Consider the following 22,312-nt stretch of genomic DNA (forward strand, 5'->3'; position numbering starts at 1 on the left):
AGAATAAAAAGACCACATTACTGTGGTCTTTTTTTATAGATAAGAAAGTATAAACTACAGAGATTTGCCATCCTTATCTCGCAAGAAAAACTTCCGCTATATGCGGTCTGTCTTCTGATAAAGTACGTCGATAGACGTTTTTTTATGTCCAAGGGTTAGGAGAGAACCCCAAAGGTTCAGACCGACGGACCGGAGCGAAGCAGAGGGAGAACGCGACTCAATTTCACCATAGCGATCTGCTGCTTCGAAGTTGCCTCATCGAAAAGTTAGATCAGGAATTGGATATCCCCTTATGCTCCACAGAAAAATCCCTTGTAACCAAGGGATTTTTTTTATAGATGTGTTTTGCGATTCAACACAAATTTCGAGTTGGGGACGAAATTTTCATCATATTTGGTCCATAAGGCTGTATTCATGTATGATTGTAATTGAAGTAAAAATGATAGTATTTGAGACAATTCTCTGGCTTTGGCAACAAGGTGGAATTAAATGTATTTGCAGCAAGCTGATCTGCTGATTGAAGGGCATGCCCATAAATAATCATTGTTGTCCTAATGTCTGCAAATGAAAGTTCTAATTAAGAAGGAGTGAAAAAAATGAAAATCCGTACTGTAGGAATATTTCTTTTTGACGATGTAGAAGTTCTGGATTTTGCCGGGCCATTTGAGGTGTTTGCGGTGACGGTCATCAACCGGTTCGCTCCGGATGAATTTGCGCCGTTTGATGTAACTACCGTATCTGAACATGGTGGTATGATCACAGCTCGCAATGGTTTAAAGGTCATGACGGATCACAGCTTTCAGACAGCGCCGGATTACGATATTCTGGTTATCCCAGGGGGGATGGGAACCCGTAGGGAAGTGCATAATTTAAACGTCATTAAGTGGATTCAGGAGCGCATGGAGCAGGTAGAATTGATGACATCGGTTTGTACGGGATCCTTTTTGCTAGCAGAAGCCGCGCTTCTAGACGGAAAGTCGGCAACTACCCACTGGGCGAGTATCAATCGAATGAGAGAGACCTATCCATCTGTTGCGGTCCAAGAGAACATTAAGTTTGTAGATGCCGGCAGCATTATCAGCTCCGCTGGTATTTCTGCCGGCATTCATATGGCGTTTCATGTTGTGCACAGACTTCTTGGCCAAGAAGTGGCGCAAGGAACCGCCAAAGACATGGAGTATGATATTACTTTCGATTAAAGCTAATCCAAATCGGATTATGTGAAGGCTGATGAAAACATTTTTTAAAATACCAATTGTCAACGACTTCAAATGGGTAAAGTTATTGTGAATTTTGTACCTTGCTGCAGTTCACTCTCTGCTGTGACCACGCCTTCATGCGCTTCAATTAAATTTTTCACAATCGCCATCCCTAAGCCTGTTCCTTCAGATTTTTGTTCGGTCGTAGTGCTCGGTAATGTCGTTGGAAGCATGTAATTAAGTACCTTTTTACTTCTGTATCTCTCCATGACGAATGGCGAGGATGGTGTTATAATAGTATTTTATTAAATTACTAGAGATAAAATTAGTATACCACCCAGAGAAACAAATGATGCAATAAGGCAGGCCGCAGTGAAGCTCTTAAACATATCCGGTAACGATAATCCTAAATATTCTTTTACAAACCAAAAACTCGAATCGTTGACATGGCACCAGCCAATCGCTCCGGAACCAATGGCGAGAACGATAATTTCCGGACTCACACCAGGATAAGCAGCCAGCATAGGTGCCACCATGCCTGCAGTACTAATCATGGCCACCGTGGCGGAACCGATAGCAAGGTGCATGAGCCAAGCTATTAGCCAAGCGAGAATAATGATGTTCATATTTAGTGACATCAAAACCTTGGACAATTCATTACCTAACCCACTGTCAACTAATATCTGATTAAATGCTCCACCTCCACCAATAATCAGCAAGATGCCGGCAATCGGTCCAAAACATTGTTCTGTAAGCGTTAACAGGTTTTTCATTTTTAAACCACGAGAAAGACCTAACGTATAATAAGCAACAAATACCGAAATGAGAAGTGCGATAATTGGATTGCCTAAGAAATTAACAATAGGCAATAACGCAGAATCTTTTGCAAGAAACAATGCACTAACCGTTTTTCCTACCATAATGATTAGAGGCAATAGGATCGTAAATAGGGTAATGCCGAAGCCTGGAAGATTCTCAGATGGTGTTGCAGCACTCGGCTCTGATTCTTTTAATACCCCAGTCTTGCACTTCTTACTGATAAACTTGGCCCAAATTGGACCAGCTAAAATGGCCGTAGGAGTTCCTACAAGAAGAGCATACAGAATGACCTTACCTACATCAGCCCCCAAACTTGTAGTAATTGCAAACGCTGCCGGATGTGGAGGCACCATCGAGTGAACGACCATTAGCGATACTGCCAAAGGAATTCCTACACGGAGTAACGACATCTTAGCTTGTTTGGCGACGATGAAAACCAAAGGAAAAAGTAAAACAAATCCTACTTCAAAAAATACAGGGATTCCGGCAATTAAGCCGACAATTGTCATCGCCCAGGGAGCTCTTTTTTCCCCCATTGTTTCTAGTAATGTTCGTGCAAGGCGCTCCGCGCCGCCGGATACTTCCAACATTTTGCCTAAAATCGTACCAAAACCGATAACAGTGGCCAGAAAACCTAACGTTCCAGCCATTCCGTTTTCAATGGAAGTAGCAATCTTAGGAAGAGGCATACCTGTAGCAACTCCCACAAATATACACACTAATATTAAGGATAGAAAAGGATGTATTTTAACTTTAAGAATGAGAAAGATGAGAATTGCTATAGATGCGACCAATACTAACATCATCATTGTTGCAGTGTCCATTGTCTTAACCTCTCCCTAAACTATAGAGTAATTTAGCTCACTGCACCTTTAAGGTAGAAATCATCCATAACATCTTTCGGAACCATGCCCCCACCAGTAGCCCAAAGAATGTGAGTGGCATTTTGCATCTTCTGTTCCAGGTGATTATTGTTCAAATAATCTTGTCCCATGGAAGAAACGTACAGTTGAACGGGGCCGATAAATCCTGCAACTGCCGATGGTTCTAGGAATATTCCTTCTGAATCGGCTAGCTCTCTAAGGATTCGATAGAGACAGTCGTCTTGAACAGTGAAGACACCACTAATATCTTTCTCTAGTGCTTTGCCCACAAAGCCTGATGGTCTCCCTACCGCAAGCCCGTCTGCATCAGTAATATTATCAATGCCAAATTCCTGAGCGGATACCTCGCTATGCTTACATGTCATTAAACCTAGCAACATTGCCGGTGAATGGGTTGGCTCTGCATAGAAGCAATGAACATTGTCTCCAAATACTGTCCGCAATCCGAAAGTAATTCCGCCAGGAGCGCCGCCTACACCGCAAGGTAGATAGACGAAAAGCGGATGATCCTGATCGACTGGAATCTTCATGTCATTGAGTTGCTTTTGAAGCCGTTTAGCTGCTACGGCATAACCAAGGAATAACGTTGTAGAATTTTCATCATCAACGAAGTGGCTATTGGGATCTTTCTGAGACTCTTGTCTACCTGCTTCTACTGCTTTCCCATAGTCGCTATTGTGTTCAACGACGATTGCGCCTTTTTGCCGTAATAAATCTTTTTTCCATTCTTTAGCGTCAGTAGACATATGCACAACAACTTTGAAACCTAATTGGGCACTCATAATACCAATACTAAGACCTAGATTACCGGTTGATCCGACCACGATCGAATAATTCGAAAATAGCGTCCGGAATTTTTCATCTGCCAGAATGGAGTAGTCATCGGTTAGTGACAGCATGCCGTGTTTAAAAGCGATCTCTTCGGCCACTTTTAATATTTCGTAAATTCCTCCACGAGCCTTTACAGAACCGGAGATGGGCAGGTGACTGTCACATTTAAGATATAAGTTTCCCGCTATTTCCTGATTAAACATTTCTGATAACTGCTGATGCATTTTAGGGATGTTGACTAATTCAGACTCGATGATTCCGTTTTTTTCCTTCGTCTCCGGGAATACTGTTGCTAAATAGGGAGCGAAGCGAAGCAGCCGTTGTTCCGCATCTTCGATATCAGCGATCCCTATTTCCGTGTTAATCATTCGGTTGTTGCAGCTCTCAAGCTGCGGGTTTACCCAGAAAACTTCTTCAGTATCAATGATTTTCTGCAGTCCCGGTAGTTCATTTTTCCATTCTTCGATCGTTTTTCCAGCAATTAAGTTAGTCATGGCTACCTCCGTGATAAAATAGATATATTTTAAATCCAAAAGGTGATTTGGTGATTTTAGATTTATTTTTCTGCGATAAATTCGATTTCTACTTTGGCTCCCATAGGAAGACCTGCAACCTGGAAGCAGGAACGTGCGGGTTTGCTAGACTTGAAATAAGAGCCATAGATTTCATTCAGACAAGTAAAGTTGGAAAGATCGGTCACAAAAATAGTCGTTTTTACAATGTCTTCGAATCCGTATCCTGCTTCGTTCAAAATTGCGGAGATGTTCTCCATCACCTGTTTTGCTTGTATTGCAAAGTCATCATTCATTTCACCTGTCTGCGGATGAATTCCAAGTTGCCCAGATGCATACAGACGTGAAGCGCTTACAATCGCTTGCGAATAAGGTCCAATTGCAGCGGGAGCGTTATTAGTCATGATAGTTTTTTTCATAAAATTTTCATCTCCTTGTTTTGAGGTAACATTCCCATTAATATCTAATTGCAGTTCTAATTGCAGTATATTAATTTATGGGCACCTCCATGGTTCATGATATTTGCATTGGAAGTCTAAAAAAATTAAATCAGATTTAATAAATTAAGTACAGATAAATATTAGCACTATACTTTTATGAATTCAAGCGTAATATTTATCGATTTTTTGTAAAAAAAACCGCCTCCGTATTTACTAGTGTGAAATACACTTGCAAATACAGAAACGGTTTGTGATTAGAAATTTGTTTTCTAAAATGTCGGAGGAGTAATAGCAAAAATAACGCTTGCTTCTTGATCCGATTTATTTTCCCACTTATGTTCCATTCCAGGTGGTATTTTTACACTATCCCCTTGATATAAAGTCTCTACATCGTCCCCAATAAATAATACTACCTCACCCGCCATGACATACGCGACTTCTTCGCCAATGTGCCTCATAGGTTTTTCGGCAGACTGGGATTCAGGCGGTAATTTCATTAAAACCATCTCAATGGAGCCGCTTAAATCCGGAGACAATAATGAATATTCCCAATTGTTCGATGATGGGAATATGATTTTTTTTCTGGAATTTGCTCTGGTAATTAAATCTTTGGTTGGCACAAATTCAGTAAACAAACTAAATAAAGGAACATCCAACGCATCGGCAATCACGCGCAAAGTATTCAGTGACGGACTGGAAAGTCCCCTTTCAATTTGGCTTAACATGGATGAAGTTACATTCGTTATTTCTGATAACTGTTTAATCGTATAATTCTTGTTTTTGCGTAATTTTGCGATTGTTTGACCTAATTCTAGATTATCCATCATTCATCATACCTCATAAAAATACTTCAAAATTAATTAATATGCCGTTCCTGAGCTTAATAGCCTATAAATATAAAGATATCATAAATCTTAGATATTTTAAATATAAAATTATAGAAAGTCCAGTGACTCAGAATATGAGTTATTCGACCCCTATATTAGTAAATTAATGAAGGTTCGATAAAAGATAGCAGATACGTACATTTCCGGTAATGCTTTTTTCTTTCATGTGTGGCCCGGCACGTCGTAACTCGCGATAATGTATGTAAAATCCTATATTTTCATAGAGATGTTCAACCATATTATCAATAGTATCACGCTTGCGAAGTTCATGTTCCAAAATTTCATATAGTTGAGGGAATTCATAATGGAAAATTCCTTACTCTGGATTTTCATACTTAACGAACCCCTTGTCTCCATAGCAAAAGAGCCATGGCGAAGTTTTTCAAAATGAATATCTTCGGCGATGGTATAATGATTTATTGTTTTCAGTTCTTCTTCAATTGGAATGTAAGTGTCTTTCTTTTTCTCTAAAGCTGCCTTTTGCTGTGTATTGTAAGTGTTTACTCGAAAGGTTACAAATACAGTAATCAGCCCTCCAAGAATTGTACTAATAAAAAGACCGAGAACAACAACGAGTAGTAAAATCAAATTTCGAAGTGAAGTTAAACAAGCACTCTCCTATCAATCAAATACGTTAAGTTTGTATTTCGACAGGACATCGTAAACTCCTTCCAACCGCATTCGTACTAACACTCAGAGTGCCAAGAACCCTGCCTATATCTAGAATTACATAATAGGCACTCTTTAACAGCCCATTACAGTTAAGGACTGTTATATGTCTTTTTCCTTGATGTGCAGAAACCCTATCACTCCACTGGCAGCGATGAGGCCAGGGGGCGATCCCTGTTTTACGGGTTTGATTCGGAGCATCGCGTAGAGCGTATCGTTATCGAAGGGATGCATGCGTGCGGGAAAAAATGACCGATGCGCCGAGGCTTTGTTCCATATCAATGAGCATGTCTGTGATATCGAGCTGCACAAGAGACGCACATGTTGGAAGCTTTTGTCCCAATGGGGGAGTGTTTATTTAAAAATTTAGATAAAATTAACCCTATTTTATATAAAAATGAAACATTCAATCAGCCAGATAGAGTAAAATATTTGGTGTATCTCATATTCTTTAAAAATCAATGAATCGGGACATATATATTATAGCAGGCAGCATCCTAATCATCTTAAAATATTGTGTTGGAAGCGATATCATGGTGACATGTCGGGATATTTCTTGCCTACAGCCCATTTCTCATCCTGTTCCATTAGCAGGGCACCGATGAGGCGAATCACGGAGTCCCGGTTTGGGAAAATGCGAACAATTCCGTCATTCAAATATTTATTTGTGTTCTAATGAGTAGAGCAAAATGGATCAAAAAGACAAGGAGCGGGTCATGTATAATAGGAGAAAACGCAACCGATTTTTGGTAAGGAGTTGGATTCTATGAAATGGAATATGAATACCTCTGGTCGACGCCGATTCTCCTGCTTGCTGCTCACTTTGACCATGGTTACTGCCACGCTGGCATCTACCGATATTCAGGCAAGGACGGCGTATGGGGAAGCAGCGGCGGGAACTTCATCCCAATCCGTTAACGGGACCACAGTACATGAACAGCAAGGCAGAACAGCAAGATCGTATCAGGCCGCTTTATCCGATTGGAAGCGTTGGGCCGCGGATCATGCGTATGCCTTGAATACGATTCAACCGGAAGCATGGTCTTCGAACGGGGGAGATATAACGCAGGATAAATTTAGCGACCTCGATATGCTAATTCCCTTGCTTGCCGACAAGCGAATCGTATATTTGGGAGAAAATTCGCATGGAGTAGCCGAATTCAATCTGGTCAAAACGCGCCTCATTCAATATTTGCACCAAACGCTAGGGTATAACATTGTTGCTTTTGAGAGCGGATTGGGCGATGCTGCGCTTGCGCAGGGGCGGATGAAAAAGACCGCGGCCCAGGAGACCATGAAACGCTCCATATTCGGCGTATGGTGGACGGAAGAGACGAAGCCGCTATTCGAGTATATGAAGGAAACGCAGGAAAGCGAATCCCCATTACGCCTGGCGGGCTTCGATATTCAGGTGCAATCCCCGCTATTTCAGGACGCGAATTGGATTCCAAGCAAAGCGCTGAAGGCCAGGGCGCTGAAGGCTGAGCAAGAGGTTCACAAGTGGAGAATGAGCAAGGATCTCAGCGGATACCGCAAGGCCAAGCCTGAGCTGGTTAAGGTGTACAAAGAGTTATTGCAGGCCGTGACGAAAAATGAAAAAGCACTGAAGCGGGACTATCCCGATGAGCCGCATATCGTCAAGTTGATGAAGCGATCGCTGGAGGATCGTATCCGGGTCATTCAGGAGTTCAATGAGCTGTGCATCCAATCCAATCTATCATCGGAACAAGGGGATTATAGCGGCAATCTGTCCATGATGGAATGGCGCGATCGGGCGATGGCCGGCAACCTTGCATGGCTGGCGACGGAAATTTATCCCGATGAGAGAATTATCGTATGGGGACACAACGGCCATATAAGCAAAGCACAGTCCCTGATTTCCAACATGCCGAAGAGCATGGGAGAGCTCATGCCTAAGGAACTGCAGCGGGAAAGCTATGTCATGGGCCTATTTACGGGCGAAGGACAAGCAGCCGAGAATACGAGGGAACCGCTTCAGCTGAATCCGATGATCCCGGGGTCCATGGAAGATATTTTGGCGGGTGCAGGACAGCCGCATACCTTCATGGATTTACGCTATCGGGAAAATGAGCGGGGAAATTCGTGGATGTTCGAACGGACGATAGCCTCTTATCAGGTAATGATGCCGATGCCGTTAGAGCTGAGACGGCATTTCGACGGCGTTCTGCTGATCAAACAAGTGAAGATGCCGACCTATTTGCCGCATAAAAAATAGGCAGCGGATATGCCGTCCGATTGTATGCGGCTCAACGGTGTTGTTTTCGATTGAGCTATTAATTGTTCAGCAGCGTTTAAACAACCCAGAAGCCGTAAGTTATCCGGTGGCTATAGACAGCGAATATCTAGAGCGCGCGCCTAAATTTTCGAGTCGTTACGATAGCCCATATTGGTTTATTCTGTACAAATGGCGTTGTGGCGACTTCCATTTATACAAAAAAACAATATGGGCTTAGTTTTTACGATCCTCGCCTCATCCCCATAGATTATCATCTACAAAAATGCATCCAACTTATTCCTTTCACGGAACTCTGACGGATAGCATCCGAAATAATCTGTGAACAGCTTCGTGAAATGGCGCGGGCTGTAATAACCAACGGCTTCGGCAACCTCCTGCACTTTGAGATGGGGCTCCTTTAGCAGGAGTTCCTTCGCTTTCAGCATTCTCGTTTCGGTTACGTATTTAAGAAAGGTACTGCCGTGCTTTTTATGGAACAAAGAGCTTAAATAGTTGGGCGTCACATGGAACATATCCGCGATTTGCTTGATTCCGATGTCGTGCATATACTGCTGCTCCACATAAGCGATCACTTGCTGCACGATATTTTTGGACGAATAGTCGTGTCGCGAAGCCTGAGATAACATGCGATCGCCATGATTTTTTAAAAGAGCAAACCAGCTTGCCTGATCCCCGCACGTCCCCGGCTCTAACGTGAAGCCGAGTGCACGTGAAATATATTCATGAATACGGCGCCATAGGCATTGATCTGCCGAGAGTGCGCCGCTCCATACTTTCTCCAAAGAATCGACAGCTTTCAGGTATCCAAGATAGTCTTCTTGGCGGAACAGTCGGCGTAGATTGTCTACATGAATGCTTATAGGAAGACACTCGGCTCGTTCTGTCATTTCGTTTAGCTCGCTTAGCGGATAGTTTCCTCCAATCGGGAGCAGAACGCGAAGGGAAGAGACGCGCTGCAGTTCTTCGACCTGCCCCGCCATCGCTTGCATATTCGAACACTCCTCTAATTGTATCGTCGTAATTGCATAGGAGGCGGCAAGCTGATCCTGGAGCAAATGCTTCACGGTTCTCTCCATCTTCTGCTGCAGCTCTAGCGCTTGATAACGGTGCAAAGCCGGCCATGACCACAATATCGCAGGTTGGCCGCCCGGAAGCGACAATGCCAAGGAATAAAGGCTGTTAGTAAGAGATTGGTTATGGATAAGGCTCCGCAAGGCTTCGATGAATCGTTGTTGTCGTTCATGTTCTTCATGATCGCATAGGAAATCATCGAAATAGAACACGCTTGCTTTGCAATGCAGTGTTTCAAGCAAATGATCGCCTTGGCTGACCCCACTTCTGCCCTGAATACTCGAAACAATCGCATGCTCTATCTGACGGTTGCGTTCCATGATGTGCGTTTCATGCAGCTTTTGTGCGTGGGTCAAGCTGTCGTGGACTTCTTCCAGACTGATCGGCTTTAGCAAATAGTTGCACGCCCCAAGGCGTATCGCCTCTTGCGCATATTGGAACTCCGAATAGCCGCTTAAAATAATCCATTTGGTATGAGGGGACGCTGCTCTGCCATGAGCCATTACTTCCAAGCCGTTCATCTTCGGCATCCGAATATCAACGAATACAAGATCGGGTTGCCGCTCGGTTACGAAACGAATCGCTTCTTCACCGTTACGGGCTTCTCCAATGACGTGGACAGGCATGTCCAGTTCGTCCAGCATGCTTCTCAGGCTGGCTCTGATCAAGCTTTCATCGTCTGCAACTAAAATATTCATGATGCATTCTCCTCCTTAGGGATTTTGATTGCCACGCATGTGCCGATTCCGAGCTCGCTGTTCACGGTTAATGTTGCTTTCGGGAAGACTTGCTGCAATCTTGCCCTTACGTTGGCGAGGCCGACATGCGATTGGGAATGTGACGCGTTCGGATCGAAGCCGACGCCGTCGTCACGTACTTCGATGCATATCTGCGCATTGCCGTCCTCGCTTGCTATCCATGCGGATACGTGAATGGCATGCTCTTGATCATCGGGTTCGACTCCGTGGATAATCGCGTTCTCCAATAGGGGTTGAATCAGCAATTTCGGAATTCGGAACTCGGCAGTCTCCTTGTCATGATGAATCTGGATCGTCAGCCTATCCTGGAAGCGAAGCTGCTGCAGCAGAGCATATTTTGTTAAAAAATTGAATTCCTGTTCGATCGTCGTCCATTGATTCTCCTCCAGGATGTAACGAAGCATGCCGCTAAGCGAAATAATCGCGGTCTCCAGCTTCTTCTTGTCTCCAATGCGGTTCAATCCGATAAAGCCGGACAGCACGTTGTACAGAAAATGGGGCTGAATTTGCGATTGCAAGGCTCGATATTCTGCGTTTCGCTGTGCCAGCACCGCTTTATATTCCCGGTTTATTAAATCGTCCAACTGCATGACCATCTTGTTTAGTGACTGTCCGAGATAGGAAAGTTCGTCCGATCCCTCCCCTTCATAGCGTGCTTGCATATTCCCATTGCGTACTTTGGTCATGACGGCCTTCATTTGAGCGATCGGCTTGACGATCCATTGCGAAGAGTAAAGAAAAACGAAGAAAGTGACGATGAGTCCTCCAATCGATATCAAAACCGCCGTGATGTAGATCCAGCGTACTTTCTGTTGTATCTCCTCATTGGATAAAAACACGGTAATTTCCCAATCTGCCGGTTTGATGGTTTGAGAAACGGTAACGTATCCGGTTTCTTGTGCGCTGGGGTTTCCTCCCGCTCGAAGCTGCTTGATCATTTCATCGGTCAGCGGCTTGTTCGCATAGATCACATTTTTCATTTCATCTACGATCGCGACGACTGAACTGACGTTAAATTGAATATCTTTGGTGATTTTCTCGAGTACATTCGTATCCGCATCGGCCGATATGACGGCGAGCGGTTGTCCGGAATCCGGATTTTTGATTAAACGGGATACGGAAAACACTTGGATGTCTGAGGGGTTGGTCAAGTAAGTTTGCGGATGGGAACTGATGAACGCGACTTTCCCGTTTTTCTTAACCGCTTGTCGATACCATGATTCTTCCTGGAATGGAAAGTCCGGCATGAGGTCGATGCTATCGTTTTTAGTCGTTAAAAAAGGCTTTCCGTTCATCGTAATCATGAGCGTACTGAGAATATCTTTGCGAGTGTTAATTAAATAGTTGGGCAGCGTTCCTTTCAGAGCGCGATCCGTCTGCAGTTTCGTGTATGCGCTTGCAGAATCGTATGCATTGTCGGCAATGATTTTAAGCGACTGAATGACATTATCGTTCAAATAGGGAGAGGCCGTCAGCCGCTCCAAATCATCCAAATAGGTTTCAATATTACCGGCTACGGCATGGAGCGTTCCTTCGGTTAGCTTCTCCGTATCTTTGGTGAGCACGTGCTGGGCGTAGAAGGGGAGCGCAAAAGCCAAGACGGCAAATGGAGTGACAATGGTCAGAGCATACACCAGCGTGAGCTTGGAGCGCAGCGACTTGATCGTGACCATAACGGATCAACCTCCTTCATTCATGTATAAAGGATAGGTACACCCGGCAGGTAAGTCAATACGAAAATCGATAGTGTAGAAATGAGCGGTGCAATCGTAGGTTTGCAGCATATGAAAGCGTAATCATTAATGATATCGTTAGGACTGAAATGATGGAATAACATACAACTTTATAGCAAGGGGGATACGGATGAGACAGATGAATGGGTTCAAAATGCTTACGGTTCTGGTTATCGCTGCATTTCTGCTCGCAGCTTGCGGTACATCGAGTACGGGGGGCGAAGCGGCGGGAGGAAAGACATCCAATAGCGATTCGGGTCAAACAACGGGGAATGATGGAAATGCCAAGGTCAATCTAACCGTCATGACCAACGTTGTTGGTGAACCCGCAAAAGTGCTGCAGGATATTGCAAACAAATTCATGCAGGAGAATCCGGAAATTAAAGTGGATTTCAGCGCGCCGGGTGCCGAGTACGAGAACATTATGAAGATGAAAATGGCGTCCAACGAGCTGCCGGATGTGTTCGCTACGCACGGCTGGGCCAAGGTTCGCTACGGTGCGTATTTAGCCGATCTGAAAGACGAGGAATGGGCTAGCAAGTTGAGCGCCACAATCAAGCCGTCCGTGACCGACGAGCAGGGGAAAGTGTTTGTGCTGCCGATGGACGAGGACAAGGGAGGTCCCGTGTACAATGCTGCCGTGCTGGAGAAGTATGGCGTACAGGTTCCAATGACGTGGGACGAATTGATGAAGGCTGCGGAAGAAATCAAAACGAAAAGTAACGGTGAAGTGGTCCCTATTCATATCGGAGGAGCGGATTCATGGCCGATCGGGCAATTTTTCGATTTCTATGCGACATCGGTCTTTATAAGCCCGGAGAAGAATGATGCTGCGCAGCTTCTGGACGGTACATTCGATTGGAACCGCTTCGACGCCCTGCCGCAAATGTTCTTATCCTTGCAGGAGAAGGGGTACTTAAACAAGGATGTGCTGACAGCCAAGTATAGCGATTCCGCGAAGGCTTTTGCCGAAGGAAAGGCGGCATTTGGCATCTATGGCCCGTTCCTTATTGAAGAAGCGAAGAAGTTCAACCCTGATTTGAAAGCAGGCTTGATGCCGATCCATTCCGTCGTGGCGGGCGATGCTCCAACCTTGGTTGGAGGGGAGAAGACGACATGGGGAGTCTGGAAGGATTCCCCGCACGGCGAAGCGGCCCGGAAATTCGTCGCTTACTACGCCAAACCGGATAACATCGCTTTAGTTTCGGCCTCGAATGCGCTTCCTCCCGGAATTGACGGCGTATCGATCGCTGCAGGCGACTTGACGGCCGACTTTGAAAAGTATAAAGATTTGCGAGTGTTCCCGTACTTTGATCGAGTGTACTTGCCGAACGGGATGTGGGATGTCATGTGCAAAAATGGCCAGGACTTGCTGGCAGGAGGCATTACGCCTCGCGAATTTTCGGAAAACATGAAAAAGGAATACGAAAGATTGCGGACTGCTCAATAGAGCAGAATGATAAGGAAATGGCCTGCAGGTTGCTTGCCTTCCTGCGGGCTAATTCAACACCTAGGAGGGAGCGTATGGCTAGAAGTCCGTCAGGGGTTGATTCCTCGCGAGGAGGAATTGCGCAATCGCAATCCAACTTTGCAGTCAGATGGATTTATTCTGCCGGAATACTCAATTTGATGTACGTCCCGGCATTGCTGTTATTTGCGGTTTTCATTTTCTACCCGCTTATTCAAGGAATTAAAATTTCCTTCACCAACTGGGATGGTTACTCCCAGAGTTACGCTTGGGTAGGATTGGAAAAGTACCGGCTTATGTTTTCGGACCAAAAGATTCTGCAGACGATTCGGAACACGTTCATTTACGGATTCGGCAGCACTCTATTTCAAAATGTGATGGGCCTGGCTTACGCCTTGTTCCTGGATCAGAAAATAAGAGGGAAAGGCCTTGTCCGAATGATCGTGTATCTCCCCGTCATTATCAGCCCTTTAATTATGGGGTATATCAGCTACTTCTTCTTCCAATATGACGGCGGCGCATTGAATGATGCAATGGGGCTGTTCGGCGGGGAGGCCGTCGATTGGCTGGCGAACGGATCACGTGCCGTATGGATGATCACCTTGGTCAACACCTATCAGTACATGGGAATCGCGATGATTATTTTTTTAGCAGGGCTGCAATCCATATCAAGGGAGTATTACGAAGCGGCCAATATCGATGGGGCCGGCTGGTGGAGCCGATTCAGGGGGATTACCCTTCCGCTGCTGATGCCGGCGATTACGATCAATATCGTGCTCAACCTCATCGGAGGCTTGAAACTATTCGATGTCATTGTGGCCATGACGAACGGCGGGCCGGGTTATGCGACGCAGTCTTTGTCCACGATGATGTACAATTTGTACTTCGCCCGTCAGGATGCAGGATATGCGGCAGCGCTTGGGAACTTCATGTTCATCATCATCGCCGTTATCAGCATAACGGCTCTCGTGCTGCTGCGTCGAAAGGAAGTGGATGCATGAAGGCTTTTAAATATATCGCTGCCTTGATCATCCTGATCATCCACAGCATTCCTTTTTACATTTTAGTCAATCTGTCCTTTAAGCCGATCGAGGATACGAGCAGCAAATGGATGCCTTCGTCGTCTCTTCGTTTCGAGAATTTCATTGATGCATGGAAGGATGCCCAGCTGGGTCGAGCCGTATTGAACAATGGGATCGTTACGCTGCTTGCAGTCATTCTCGTCGTGCTTATCGGAGCGTGTGCTTCCTATCCGCTTGCCCGCCATGCAACGAGATGGAACCGGTTCGTTTATACGCTTTGCATCTCATGTTTGATCGTACCGGCGCTGACGATTCTCGTACCTTTGTACAAATTTATCGTAGACGTCGGCGGGATCAATACATACTGGGCAATCATACTGACGCAGGTCACGTTTTCGCTTCCGATGACGATTTTCTTGTTTACCGGCTTTGTGAGCACTGTTCCTAGGGAGCTGGATGAAGCGGGGCTGATCGATGGCTGCAGCCGGTACGGCATTTTTTTGAGGATTATATTTCCTTTGCTGAAGCCGATAACGGCTACTGTCGTCATTTTGATCGGGGTTCAGGTATGGAACGACTATCAGTTTTCCGTATTCTTCCTGCAGAAAAAAGAGATGATGACGATCCCGGTTGCTTTGTCGGGGTTCGTCTCGCAATTCCACAGCAACATTAGCTGGGTCGCCGCAGGATGCTTCATCGGGATGCTGCCGCTTACCGTCGTTTATCTGTTTCTGCAAAAGTATTTCGTGAAAGGAATGGTAGAGGGAGCCATTAAGGGATAGAGGGAAAAATCAATCAAAATGAAGATCGAAAAGGGAGGGGTAGCATGTTCAAGATAAAATCGGGTTCGGCGTTCATGTCATTATGTCTTGTTATTTCAATGACGTTTGGGGTGTTTGCAACTGGCGGGGGAGTTCAAGCGCAAGCTGCAAATGGGGATGACAATCCGCTCGTGTCCGTTCGGCTGACGGCTGCCGAAACGAATGTACCGTTGGACGGCGTGACGCACTTACAGGTGATTGGCAAGTTGAAAGACGGCAGCGAGATTGATTTGAGGAATGATTCGAAGGCAACGATCGAATACAGCGCTCCTGCTGAAATGTTCACGATTGAAAAAGATGGTACAGCAAGGGCGGGAACGTATGATGTAGGCGATGTCAAGGTAGGGGTGAAGGTATCGAGAGAAGGCGGTACCTTTACGGATAAGCTGACGATGACCATCAGGCCCGAACCAGCAAGGCCGTTTTTACGGGATTATGCAAGGACCTTAACGATGAAGCTTTACCTGGGGGACAACGGCAATATTGAACTGACCTTGGATGAAGCGCTTGATGCAATTAAGAAGATGGATCAGTTGACGCGCGGCATGCCGAAAATTATTTATTTGGTCGGCTGGCAGCACGACGGTCACGACTCGAAATATCCGGACTGGAATGTCGTGAACACCAAGTTAAAACGAGCCGGGGATGAAACGGCGCTGGACAGCATGAAATGGTTCATGGATGAGGCCGAGAAGTATAATACGACGATCAGCTTTCACATTAATATGACGGATGCATACATGGACAGTCCGCAGTGGAAGGAATTCGTCGACAAGGATTTGATCCGCAAAGAAGAGAACGGGGATTTAATAAAAGGCGGCCACTGGGTGAGCGGCCAAAGCTATCGCATTAATCTGACCCGTGCGTGGGAGGCAGGCGTGCTTCAACGCAACATCGATGATTTGCTTGCTGGAATTCCGCAGCTGCTGCGCGGCAGAACGATCCACATCGATGCATTCATAACGAGCCTGACGGAGGTGCCGGTATCGGATGGGTATGCGGACCCTTATCATAAGACTACGCATCGTCAGGAGACGGAGACGCAGAAGGAGATTTTGCGATATTGGCGCGATAAAGGCATGGACGTTACGAGCGAATATTTCCATGCCTACCGCGTCAATCCGCTTTTTGGTCTGCAGCCGATGGCTTGGTGGGCCGATTGGCGTTCGATCGACAGCCAGTTGAAGCTGCCGGCCGCTTTAGCCGTAGGCGGTAAAGGCGGGGATGAGTTGTTCGGCACGAGCATGCATGGCGAAGATATTGTGCGAAAAGACAAGGTGAGGCTGACTGGATTTTTGCGGGAATTCAGTACGACGACATTGCTATGGCAATATCTTAATCAGTTCGATCGCCTCTCTTATGATAGCAGCACAAACACCGTGCATTTTTCAAATCATGTGACGAGCTCTAAGCAGGAGGGCAAACGGATCGTAAAACAAGGCGATGTCCTTATAGCAGACGGAACGAATATGTTCGTGCCTGCATTATGGCGCAATGATGAACCGGAAATCATGGCATACAGTCAGGACGGATACACGGACAGAAGCTGGAAGCTGCCGGCGGATTGGGCTGGCGTGCAGGCCGTCGACGTATACGAAATCGGGCCGGGACTGCCCAGATTGATGTCAAGAGGAATGACCGTAGTCGACGGGACGGTTACATTATCGTTGCCACCCGACACGGGGGTATATATTGCACCAGCATCTGCCGACCCACTGGATCCCATACAGGACATCGCTACGGGAATCAAGACGGTTCCTACCCCTGCGAAGGATGCGATCCGATTAACGCTCCCTGCGGTTCCCGAAGGCTATGAAATTCAGCTGCTCGAATCCAAACGCCCGAACATCATTGATCATACCGGAAAAATAACGCCGACGACGCAAGAGGAAGAAGTCCTCCTCGTATTCCAAGTGAAGCGTACGGCAGATGGCGTTTTTACTCATACGGCTGCGATACCGGTCATCGTGCCGTCGGGAAGCGCAAACAATATAAAAGATGTATACGATCCGAAGGATGCGATTTTAACGGGGAATACGCTGTTGAGAAGCAGTGACCGTTTTATGACGGGAAGCGCACTCGGATTTGTTGGCGGTGAAGCCGGAAACAACAATACCGCAGCGTTTCAAAATATTATAGTGCCCGGCGATGGTGTTTATGATTTGCAGATCGAATATGCAACCGCAGAACCCCGTTCCGTGTTCGTCCGCGCGAATGAGGAAGAAGGCATTGAAGTGCCGCTGACGGGAACGGATTGGAATACGGCATTGCATAAAACGATCCGGATTGAGCTTAGGAAAGGTCTGAATACGATCACCCTGTATAATCCCGCAAAATATGCACCGGATATGGGAGCTCTTACGGTGATGTCCATTAGTCCGCACACGATTGCCGAAACGATCGCCGCTATTCAACCTCCGGCGAAGAACGACAAAATGTTAACGCTTCCTTCTGTACCGCCAGGATTCAGCATCGCGATCAAGTCGACGGATAACGAAGCGATCATACATTCAGATGGAACCATAAAATCGCCAGCTGCAGAGGAAACGGTGCATCTTATTTTGGAAGTGACGAGGAGCTATGACGGCGCGACAGCTGAGACTGTGCTCATTCCCGTGCTTGTGCCGGGCAAGTCTCTCATTACAAGTCTGTCTCCGGTAAGGGTGAGTACGGTTGTCGGTACGCCGCCGATTATGCCTTCAGTCGTGACGGCCACGTATTCTGATCTAACGACAACAGAAGTACCTGTTGTATGGGACGCAATAGAGGCAGACCAGTATGCAAAGGCGGGGACATTTACGGTAAGCGGGACGGTTGCAGACACCGAACTTCAAGCAGTGGCTGCCGTTACCGTAACGAACGAACCGGCAGAAACGCCTTATATTACGAAGCTTGCGCCGATATTTGTGAATACCGTCGTCGGTACGCCACCGGTCATGCCATCGGTCGTAACGGCCACGTATTCCGATTTGGCGACAGCAGAAGTTCCTGTCGTATGGGATTCGATAGATTCAAGCCAGTATAGCAAGGTTGGTGCCTTTAAAGTGAAGGGAACCGTGGAAGGTACAACCATACCTGGAGAAGCCCACGTTACCGTCAAGTCCAAAGAAGAACCGGGAAGCGGGTATAACAATGGAAATCCTGGCGGTAGCAATAATGGTTCAGGAAGCAGCAGCAATTCTGGCGCGAGTACCTTTACTCCTTTGCCTATTAAGGAACCCGACAAACCTAAACCGGAAGGACAACGCGATTCTGAACCTAAAATCATGGAGTTGCCGTATGAGCTGACTGCCGATCAACTCAAAAAACCGGGCGTTGTATCCGTTGTACGGGTGAATAAGGACGGCACCACAACGCCAATCATATTCAGTTTCTATGACCCGGCTGCGAAGAGAGTGAAATTCATAGGTTCTCCCGAAGAAAAATATGAAGTTGTGCATACGGCGAAAAAGTTCACGGATTTGGTTAAGCATTCATGGGCAGAGGAAGCCATTGAAACGCTTGCCTCACGCGGTGTGCTGCATGGCGTGTCACTGAATCGATTTGCCCCGGAACTGGAACTGACTCGTGCCGAGCTGGTGGTCATGCTTGTGCGTATGTTCAACTTCGCTGTTGAAACAGACTCTAACTTCGATGATGTAAGCCGATCGGCAACCTATTATAAAGAAATCGCGATAGCGAAGAAGTTGGGCCTTGTTCACGGCGTTACGGATACGGAGTTTCATCCCGAAGCGAAGGTAACCCGCGAGCAATTGATAACGATCGTTGAACGAATCTTGCGTCAAGAGAAGCTTATCGCAATATCGGCAAACGTGAACGAGTTGACTGGCTTTGCAGATCGCGAGCAAATCGCGGATTTCGCGCAGCATAGTGCAACAATGCTTGTGAAGCTGAAATTGGTAGTAGGCGCTAACAAGCAATTGTTCCCGAAAAAGACGACGAGTCGCGCCGAGGCTGCAGTAGTGCTGTATCGTATCATCCCATTAGTCTTGCAAGACAAAGAATAGAATACGCGAAAACAGCCTTCTCCTCGAAATTGGGGGAAGGCTGTTTGTCATTCATATGATTTTTCTACGAAAACCTGAATAGTACGATTAGGTATATGGGGGCCGTTGTTTCTTCTGAAATGAAGGCCTAGTCAGAATGGCTTCATGCCAAGCGTATTGATTTTTTCTCCCGTAATATCCACGCCCATTCGGTTCGTAATGTCGCGATAGTGACCCGCGCGGCGCTTGATGGCGCCATTGGACTCGTCCAGATCCGCTTCCAGACCGTTGAGGACCATGATGCTGACGCCGAATCCGGCAGGTGCCAATCCTTTGGCCTTCTCTTCATTTGAAGGCTTCCATCTGCCGATCATGACGTCATGGGCGGAAGGCTTCGGCGCTTGCGGCGTCATCCAGAATAAGATGGCGGTTGCAAAACCAAGCTTGCCGTCGGCCGCAATTGACTCCGGATTTTTCAACAGGACGTTCTTGTCTCCGTATATGATGGCGCTCATTAATCCATATTTGAAATTCCAACTCAACATGATGGGACCGCGGCCGTAATATTTCTTGCCGGGAACGCCCGGATATTCTTTGCTGCTGGCAGGATCTACGAAGTCGGACTTATTCTGGCCCGTCTTGCCCGCAATATTTTCGTTCCAATAGAGTCCCCAGCGCAGCATGCCTCCTGGCGCTTCATCCCAACCGCCGCCCGTCTCATGGGATAAATTCGCGAGAAGGGCAGCGAGATCACGCTTGCGATCCTTCTCCAGCCCTTCGTTTAAGAAGGCGCCGTAATCCACAATTTGCGTGGCAATGGGCTTGCTTTTATTTTCGGGCGAGTTGAAATCTGCAGAACGTACGATAAGCGTCTCCGTTTTGCCTTTCTTCTCTAATCGGTAAATTTCTTGCGCGGAATAGTTTCCTTCCCGGTAGGACACTTTGTATTTGATATTCGCGGTGAGTCTAACGGCGTTGATGAGATTTTGATAGGAATAATAGTCGACCTGATGGGGATTATAGTCTTTTTTACCTTTGTTGAATTCGTGCCATTCCGGCGATCCGAGCCGCATCGGGAATAAAGCCTCGTATTCTTTCTCGGGAAGAGCGGAGCGGACGGCTTCAACGGCCTTGTCTGCCGAATAGTCCGGATCGATCCCATCCCACAGTTCCTCAATCTGCTGCCTGCTCAGAATGCGGCTCTCCCCGACGGACAAGTTGGTGTCAAGCAGGTACTCCGCTTGGATTTTTAATTCAATGGCGTCAGCTTCAACGCTTGAAGCCGGAGACGCTCCGACAGGAATGACGAGCAGCGAGGAAGCCAGGGTCAGGATCATGGCGCACCGAATCCATTTCTTTGAAAGTGGATACGTGACATTGGACATAAACACATCCCCTTTTTGTTCAAATGGGCGTAATCCTTACCGCTTTTTATTTATATCGCTTTAGTTTTTGATTATGACAAGTTACTGCGCTAATCCTGGAAAGGGAAATCCATGAATGATGAACAGGTGCGATCAAGGGATCATGGTTTAATCGTCGGAATGAGGCCAAATGTTTACGAAAGCCGATACGGATGCATGTTTTGTCCTTGATGTTGAATAGGATAAAATCAGAACAATCTCGCAATTTATTATAAACGGGGTACCGTGAGGGGGAATTAAAAATTAGAAAAGAAACGGTAAGAAAAGAAATCGAAACGAATTTGAGCCAAAAGGTGGCATCCGATCCCAAACTCCATAATGTGTACCTGCTGGTCCATTCGGATAAGCTGGATATCCACTGGCCCATGGCTGCGGGAGACACGGATGGATTTCCTGCCGATCCTCGCCAGGCTTATCATACGGCTAGCATAGGCAAGGCCTTTACTTCGGTTATACTTGCCAAATTAGTAGAGCAGGGGTTTGTCCGGTTTGAAGACCCCATCGCAAATTACCTGCCTCCGTCCATCCTGAAAGACCTTCATACGCATAAAGGAAAAAATTATGTGCCGGAGATTCAAATTAAACATTTGGTGAGCAATACATCCGGTCTCCCCGATTATTACGAGGACAAACCGAGGGGAGGCCAAGCCGGGTTCATGGATGAAGCTCTCGCGAATCCTTCCCGTTTCTGGACGGCGGAAGAAACCATAGCGTGGTCGACAGAACATCTGCAACCCCGGTTTCCTCCGGGAAAAGGGCTTCATTATTCGGATACGGGATTCAATCTGTTGGGGCTCATCATTGAAAGAGTCACCTCCAAGGCTTATCACGAGGTGCTGCATGATTATATTTTTACTCCCCTAGAGATGAACCACTCCTATCTATCGCACTATTCCAATCCTGCCGTCGACAACGGCCTGCCCGTGGCAAACCTTCATTTGAATGATTTAAAAATAAAGCTGGAAGACTACCGCTGTTTCAGCAGTTTTTATGCCGGAGGTCAAACCGTTTCGACATCAGAGGATCTGCTCACCTTCTTGAAAGCTCTCGTAAACTATCGGATTGTCCGGAAAGAAACCTTGGACACCATGTTGCAATGGAACAAAATGTGGTTGGGCATGGACTACGGCTATGGGCTCATGAGGCTGCATTTCATTCCGTTTACCCGAAAATACATCGGCTGGGGGCATCTTGGCGCGAGCGGCGCGGCCATGCTGTATTTCCCCAACTATGATGTGTATATCATGGGAAGCTTCAACCAAACCGCCTATCGGTCCAAAGGCATGAACTATATATTTTTTAACGTTCTGCGTAAATTAGAAAAACATGTTCGCAGTTAGAACATTCAAATTAACCCATGCGGGTGGCTTAGTGAGTGGGGGGCCGCTCCCCTTGGCTCCGTCGAACGCAAAAATGGAACATGCCTAATTGGGCATGTTTTTTGTTTTTTTTAATATTGTCCTCGCAAGCGTGGGCCGTCATTAAACAAATACTTTGGTTTCTACAAGTCCGTCCATGCTGTATTGTTTTT

The 22,312-nt window shown here is 46.4% G+C and carries 15 protein-coding genes and 1 pseudogene; 7 read left to right on the forward strand and 9 right to left on the reverse strand.

Annotated elements, in window-relative coordinates; all coding sequences use genetic code 11:
• Window positions 1-596: 596 nt before the first annotated feature.
• Window positions 597-1,199, forward strand: coding sequence for a DJ-1/PfpI family protein (locus tag XI25_RS12460; protein ID WP_046678848.1), 603 nt, complete (start codon window positions 597-599; stop codon window positions 1,197-1,199).
• Between the two features lie 68 nt (window positions 1,200-1,267).
• Here XI25_RS12460 and XI25_RS34580 read toward each other — a convergent pair whose 3' ends face one another.
• From XI25_RS34580 to XI25_RS32900, 6 genes and pseudogenes are all read right to left on the reverse strand, one after another.
• Complete coding sequence (locus XI25_RS34580) at window positions 1,268-1,432, reverse strand: ATP-binding protein (protein WP_327204774.1); 165 nt, start codon at window positions 1,430-1,432, stop codon at window positions 1,268-1,270.
• A gap of 72 nt (window positions 1,433-1,504) precedes the next feature.
• Window positions 1,505-2,842 (reverse strand): GntT/GntP/DsdX family permease, encoded by a 1,338-nt coding sequence (locus XI25_RS12465; RefSeq protein ID WP_046678849.1) that lies wholly within the window; start codon window positions 2,840-2,842, stop codon window positions 1,505-1,507.
• A 32-nt stretch (window positions 2,843-2,874) separates the two neighbouring features.
• A complete protein-coding gene (locus tag XI25_RS12470; RefSeq protein ID WP_046678850.1) occupies window positions 2,875-4,227 on the reverse strand; it encodes a D-serine ammonia-lyase in 1,353 nt (450 codons plus the stop codon).
• Between the two features lie 62 nt (window positions 4,228-4,289).
• Window positions 4,290-4,664 (reverse strand): RidA family protein, encoded by a 375-nt coding sequence (locus XI25_RS12475; RefSeq protein WP_046678851.1) that lies wholly within the window; start codon window positions 4,662-4,664, stop codon window positions 4,290-4,292.
• Between the two features lie 290 nt (window positions 4,665-4,954).
• Window positions 4,955-5,509 carry a helix-turn-helix domain-containing protein gene (locus XI25_RS12480; protein ID WP_046678929.1) on the reverse strand — a complete coding sequence of 185 codons (555 nt, stop codon included), beginning with the start codon at window positions 5,507-5,509 and terminating at the stop codon, window positions 4,955-4,957.
• Window positions 5,510-6,772: 1,263 nt separating this feature from the next.
• Window positions 6,773-6,886, reverse strand: a pseudogene (locus XI25_RS32900) (transposase); the annotation flags it as partial.
• A gap of 121 nt (window positions 6,887-7,007) precedes the next feature.
• Here XI25_RS32900 and XI25_RS12490 point away from each other — a divergent pair.
• Complete coding sequence (locus tag XI25_RS12490) at window positions 7,008-8,477, forward strand: erythromycin esterase family protein (RefSeq protein WP_152669124.1); 1,470 nt, start codon at window positions 7,008-7,010, stop codon at window positions 8,475-8,477.
• Between the two features lie 275 nt (window positions 8,478-8,752).
• Here the strand turns inward: XI25_RS12490 and XI25_RS12495 are convergent, their stop codons facing one another.
• Both XI25_RS12495 and XI25_RS12500 read right to left on the reverse strand, forming a co-directional pair.
• Window positions 8,753-10,267, reverse strand: coding sequence for a response regulator (locus XI25_RS12495; RefSeq protein WP_046678853.1), 1,515 nt, complete (start codon window positions 10,265-10,267; stop codon window positions 8,753-8,755).
• Complete coding sequence (locus tag XI25_RS12500; protein ID WP_046678854.1) at window positions 10,264-12,000, reverse strand: sensor histidine kinase; 1,737 nt, start codon at window positions 11,998-12,000, stop codon at window positions 10,264-10,266. Before XI25_RS12500 ends, XI25_RS12495 begins: the two co-directional genes overlap by 4 nt.
• Before the next feature lie 190 nt (window positions 12,001-12,190).
• Between XI25_RS12500 and XI25_RS12505 the strand changes: the two genes are divergently transcribed.
• From XI25_RS12505 to XI25_RS31280, 4 genes are all read left to right on the forward strand, one after another.
• Complete coding sequence (locus XI25_RS12505) at window positions 12,191-13,510, forward strand: ABC transporter substrate-binding protein (protein WP_082112331.1); 1,320 nt, start codon at window positions 12,191-12,193, stop codon at window positions 13,508-13,510.
• Window positions 13,511-13,689: 179 nt separating this feature from the next.
• A complete protein-coding gene (locus XI25_RS12510; protein WP_152669126.1) occupies window positions 13,690-14,529 on the forward strand; it encodes a carbohydrate ABC transporter permease in 840 nt (279 codons plus the stop codon).
• Entirely contained in the window at window positions 14,526-15,332 is an 807-nt protein-coding gene (locus XI25_RS12515; protein ID WP_046678856.1) for a carbohydrate ABC transporter permease, read from the forward strand. Before XI25_RS12510 ends, XI25_RS12515 begins: the two co-directional genes overlap by 4 nt.
• A 44-nt stretch (window positions 15,333-15,376) precedes the next feature.
• Window positions 15,377-19,378, forward strand: a complete 4,002-nt coding sequence (locus XI25_RS31280; protein WP_052759575.1) for an Ig-like domain-containing protein — start codon at window positions 15,377-15,379, stop codon at window positions 19,376-19,378.
• A 131-nt stretch (window positions 19,379-19,509) separates the two neighbouring features.
• Here XI25_RS31280 and XI25_RS12525 read toward each other — a convergent pair whose 3' ends face one another.
• The gene (locus tag XI25_RS12525) at window positions 19,510-20,742 is read right to left on the reverse strand and encodes a chitinase (RefSeq protein WP_046678857.1); all 1,233 of its coding nucleotides are present in this window, start codon (window positions 20,740-20,742) and stop codon (window positions 19,510-19,512) included.
• Window positions 20,743-21,062: 320 nt separating this feature from the next.
• Between XI25_RS12525 and XI25_RS12530 the strand changes: the two genes are divergently transcribed.
• Window positions 21,063-22,121, forward strand: a complete 1,059-nt coding sequence (locus XI25_RS12530) for a serine hydrolase domain-containing protein (RefSeq protein WP_235439846.1) — start codon at window positions 21,063-21,065, stop codon at window positions 22,119-22,121.
• Window positions 22,122-22,312 lie beyond the last annotated feature (191 nt).

This window comes from Paenibacillus sp. DMB20, from assembly GCF_000987955.1.
Lineage (GTDB): Bacteria > Bacillota > Bacilli > Paenibacillales > Paenibacillaceae > Paenibacillus_AQ.

Excerpts from the sequence above, each read along its gene's own strand:
- XI25_RS12480 (WP_046678929.1), bottom strand. The coding sequence starts at position 5,509 with ATGGATAATCTAGAATTAGGTCAAACAATCGCAAAATTACGCAAAAAC.
- XI25_RS12515 (WP_046678856.1), top strand. The coding sequence starts at position 14,526 with ATGAAGGCTTTTAAATATATCGCTGCCTTGATCATCCTGATCATCCAC.
- XI25_RS12505 (WP_082112331.1), top strand. The coding sequence starts at position 12,191 with ATGAGACAGATGAATGGGTTCAAAATGCTTACGGTTCTGGTTATCGCT.
- XI25_RS12460 (WP_046678848.1), top strand. The coding sequence starts at position 597 with ATGAAAATCCGTACTGTAGGAATATTTCTTTTTGACGATGTAGAAGTT.
- XI25_RS12495 (WP_046678853.1), bottom strand. The coding sequence starts at position 10,267 with ATGAATATTTTAGTTGCAGACGATGAAAGCTTGATCAGAGCCAGCCTG.
- XI25_RS12470 (WP_046678850.1), bottom strand. The coding sequence starts at position 4,227 with ATGACTAACTTAATTGCTGGAAAAACGATCGAAGAATGGAAAAATGAA.
- XI25_RS34580 (WP_327204774.1), bottom strand. The coding sequence starts at position 1,432 with ATGCTTCCAACGACATTACCGAGCACTACGACCGAACAAAAATCTGAA.
- XI25_RS12510 (WP_152669126.1), top strand. The coding sequence starts at position 13,690 with ATGTACGTCCCGGCATTGCTGTTATTTGCGGTTTTCATTTTCTACCCG.
- XI25_RS31280 (WP_052759575.1), top strand. The coding sequence starts at position 15,377 with ATGTTCAAGATAAAATCGGGTTCGGCGTTCATGTCATTATGTCTTGTT.
- XI25_RS12475 (WP_046678851.1), bottom strand. The coding sequence starts at position 4,664 with ATGAAAAAAACTATCATGACTAATAACGCTCCCGCTGCAATTGGACCT.
- XI25_RS12500 (WP_046678854.1), bottom strand. The coding sequence starts at position 12,000 with ATGGTCACGATCAAGTCGCTGCGCTCCAAGCTCACGCTGGTGTATGCT.
- XI25_RS12525 (WP_046678857.1), bottom strand. The coding sequence starts at position 20,742 with ATGTCCAATGTCACGTATCCACTTTCAAAGAAATGGATTCGGTGCGCC.
- XI25_RS12490 (WP_152669124.1), top strand. The coding sequence starts at position 7,008 with ATGAAATGGAATATGAATACCTCTGGTCGACGCCGATTCTCCTGCTTG.
- XI25_RS12465 (WP_046678849.1), bottom strand. The coding sequence starts at position 2,842 with ATGGACACTGCAACAATGATGATGTTAGTATTGGTCGCATCTATAGCA.